Source organism: Spiroplasma sp. ChiS (assembly GCF_002968355.1).
GTDB lineage: Bacteria > Bacillota_I > Bacilli_A > Mycoplasmatales > Mycoplasmataceae > Spiroplasma > Spiroplasma citri.
In genome coordinates, this window is record NZ_PUUH01000013.1 from 1 (window position 1) to 3,589 (window position 3,589).

3 protein-coding genes and 2 pseudogenes are annotated in these 3,589 nt (G+C 20.6%); all 5 read left to right on the forward strand.

Features of this window, described 5'->3' with window-relative positions:
• Positions 1–272 (forward strand): annotated as a pseudogene (locus tag C6B38_RS01285) (DEAD/DEAH box helicase family protein); the annotation flags it as partial.
• A 76-nt stretch (positions 273–348) separates the two neighbouring features.
• Positions 349–996 (forward strand): type I restriction enzyme subunit R domain-containing protein, encoded by a 648-nt coding sequence (locus C6B38_RS01290; protein ID WP_146693247.1) that lies wholly within the window; start codon positions 349–351, stop codon positions 994–996.
• Complete coding sequence (locus C6B38_RS01295) at positions 960–1,799, forward strand: type I restriction endonuclease subunit R, EcoR124 family (RefSeq protein ID WP_105298357.1); 840 nt, start codon at positions 960–962, stop codon at positions 1,797–1,799. Before C6B38_RS01290 ends, C6B38_RS01295 begins: the two co-directional genes overlap by 37 nt.
• Positions 1,800–1,810: 11 nt before the next feature.
• The gene (locus C6B38_RS01300; RefSeq protein WP_105298358.1) at positions 1,811–3,361 is read left to right on the forward strand and encodes a type I restriction-modification system subunit M; all 1,551 of its coding nucleotides are present in this window, start codon (positions 1,811–1,813) and stop codon (positions 3,359–3,361) included.
• Positions 3,354–3,589, forward strand: a pseudogene (locus tag C6B38_RS01305) (restriction endonuclease subunit S); the annotation flags it as partial. The gene C6B38_RS01300 and the pseudogene C6B38_RS01305, both read left to right, overlap by 8 nt.

Sequence of the window (3,589 nt, forward strand, 5' to 3'; positions counted from 1 at the left end):
AGAATAAGAAAGTGATTTTTATTATTGATGAATGTCATAGAAGTTAATTTGGAAAAATGTATGTTAGCATTAAAAAAATTTTCGAACATGCACAATATTTTGGATTTACTGGCACACCACGATTTGAACAAAATCAATCGGAAGATGAAAGAACAACAGCAGATATATTTCATAAATGTATACATAAATATTTACTTAAAAATGCAATAGCAGATGGTAATGTTTTAGGTTTTAATGTTGACTATATGGAATCAATTAGAAATAAAAAAGTTTCATAAATGTATCCATAAATATTTACTTAAAAATGCAATAGCAGATGGTAATGTTTTAGGTTTTAATGTTGACTATATGGAATCAATTAGAAATAAAAAAGACACTAATGATGAATTGATTGAAGATATTAATAATGATGAATTATTAATAGTTGATTCCAGAATTAACTCTATTTCAAAAAATATAATAGAAACATTTTCAAAAAAAACATACGGAAAGAAATATAATGCTATATTTGCTGTTAAAAATATTAATATGGCAATTAAATATTATAAAACATTTAAAAATTTAAAACATAATTTAAAAATTGCTTCAATTTTTACATTTGAAGCAAATAAAGATTTAAATAATAAAGATTTTTCTTTTAAAATAGAATTAGAAAAAAAAATTAAAGATTATAATATAAACTTTGATACTAATTTTAATATAAACAGATTTAATGAATATTTTATTGATTTACAAAAGAAAGTTAAAAACAAAGAAATTGATTTATTAATTGTTGTTGATATGTTTTTAACAGGTTTTGATTCACCCATAACTAGTGCATTATATTTAGATAAATTATTAAAATATCATAAATTAATCCAAGCATTTTCACGAACAAACAGAATTATAAATATTACTAAACCATTTGGTAATATTGTTTGTTATCAAACTACTAAAAAACTGTTGATAAAGGAATTTTATTGTTTTCTAATAGTACAACTACTGATCAAATATTAATGAAACCATTTGATTATTATGAACTAGAATTTATTAAGTTAGTGAATAAATTAAAAAAAGATTATAATTGTGCTTATGATGTAGGAAATGATGGTGACGAAGTTAAAATTAAAGAATTTATTTTTTTATTTAAAGAAATAGTAAAAATATTATTAAAATTAGAAACATTTATTGAATTTGATATTAATAAAAGTAAATATAATTTTAGTGAAAATGAATATAATGAATTTAAATCTCGTTATTTATTATTTAGTGATGAAAAAATTAAAAAAGAAAAATTATCTGTATTAGCAGATGTTGATTTTGAACTAGAATTAATTTATAGTAATAAAATTAATGTCCATTATATTTTAGAATTATTAAAAAAAATAGATTTAAACAATATTAAAAGAAAAGAAAAACAAATTAAAGAAATAAAAAAAGGATTACAAGAATCAACTGATCCAGTATTAAAATATAAATCAGAATTAATAAATTCATTTATTGAAAGAGTTATTCCTACTCTTAAAAATACTGCAGATTTAGAAGTATTATATGAACAATTTTGTGATAAAAAATATGAACAACAAATAATTAAAATTAGTAAAAAATATAATATAGATAAATTAGATATTAATGAAATTATTAGTGAATATCGTTTTACTAATCAATTGCCTTCTAACTTAATTAGAGAAAAAATTAATCAACAATATACTGAAAAAATAGCTATTAATAAAAATATATCTAAAATAAAAGCAAAAAATGAAGTAAAAAAAGAATTAGAATTAAATATAATTAATTTAATTAATGAGTTTGAAAGTTAGGAAAAAATATTATGACAACACATGAAAAACAAAATGTACAACAACAATTATTTTCTAAATTATGAGATATTTCTAATACTCTACGAGGGACAATGAAACCATCCGAATATAAAGAATATATATTAGGATTAATATTTTATCGTTATTTATCAGATAATGTACAATCTATAATAGAAAAAGATTTAAAAATAGAAGGGATTGATTATCAAACTGCTTTAAMTKACGAAAAATATCGTAATGATTTTTTAGAAGTTTTATATGATAATGATAGTGCTGGATATTATATTGAACCAGAATATTTATGACAAGAAATAATTAATAAAATTAATATTGGAAAATTTGATATTTTCTTATTAAGAAAAGCGTTTGAAAAATTAATTGAATCAACAATTGGTTATTCATCAGAAAAAGAATTTGAAAATTTATTTGATTCTGTTGATTTAGATTCTAGTAAATTGGGAAAAACAGAAGCAGAGAAAAGTAAAATAATTGCTAAAGTAATGTTAAAAATTAATGAAATTAATTTTGAAATTAATGAATCAGAAATTGATATTTTAGGTGATGCCTACGAATATTTAATTAGTAAATTTGCTTCTGAATCAGTAAAAGCAGCAGGTGAATTTTATACACCACAACCTGTTTCTAAATTATTAGCTAAATTAGTTAGTCAAGGAAAAACGGAAATTAAAACTGTTTATGATCCAACATGTGGTTCAGGTTCATTATTATTAAGAGTATATAAAGAATTAAAAATTGGTCATTTATATGGTCAAGAATTAAAAACCAATTCATATAATATTGCAAGAATGAATATGATGTTGCATGGTTTAAAGTATAATAAATTTAATATTTATAATGGTGACACATTAGAAGATGATGGTTTTAAAGGACAAGAATTTGAAATAATTGTTGCAAATCCGCCATATAGTTCTCATTGATCGGCAAATCAAAAATTTTTAAGTGATGAGAGATTTAGTGCTTATRGAAAATTAGCACCAAAAACAAAAGCTGATTTTGCTTTTATTCAAAATATGATTTATAAATTATCTGATAATGGCGTAATGGCTGCTGTTATTCCTCATGTAATTTTGTTTAGGGGTAATGCTGAATTAATTATTAGAAAATATATGATTGAAAAAAATTGAATTGATACTATTATTAGTTTACCAGTTAATATGTTTTATGGTACATCAATTCCCACTTGTATTATTGTGATGAAAAAATGTAAAATTGATAATTCAATTTTGTTTATTGATGCTTCGAAAGAATTTCAAAAGCAAGGAAATAAAAATACTTTAACCGATGAAAATATTATTAAAATTATTAATATTTTTAATAAAAGAAAAACTATTGATAAATTTTCTAATTTAGTTTATATAGAAATAATTAAAGAAAATGATTATAACTTAAATATTGCTCGTTATGTTGATAATACAGAAGAAAAAGAAATTATTAATATTAAAGCATTACAAGATAACTTAATTAATAATGAAAAAGAAATTCAAAAATTAGATGAAGAATTTAATTTAATGTTAAAAGATTTGGTGATTAATAATGAATAAATCTTTGGTGCCAAAAATTAGATTTAAAGAACTTAATGATTTTTATTATAAAACAACTTTTAATAAGTTTTATAATAAGGGTAAATCTGGAGGAACTCCAAGTACAAAAAATAAAGATTTTTATAATGGAGAAATATCATTTTTATCAATTAAAGATGTTACCAATCAAGGCAAATACATTTTTCAAACTGAAAAAACAATAACTAAAAAAGGACTTAAAAATTCTAG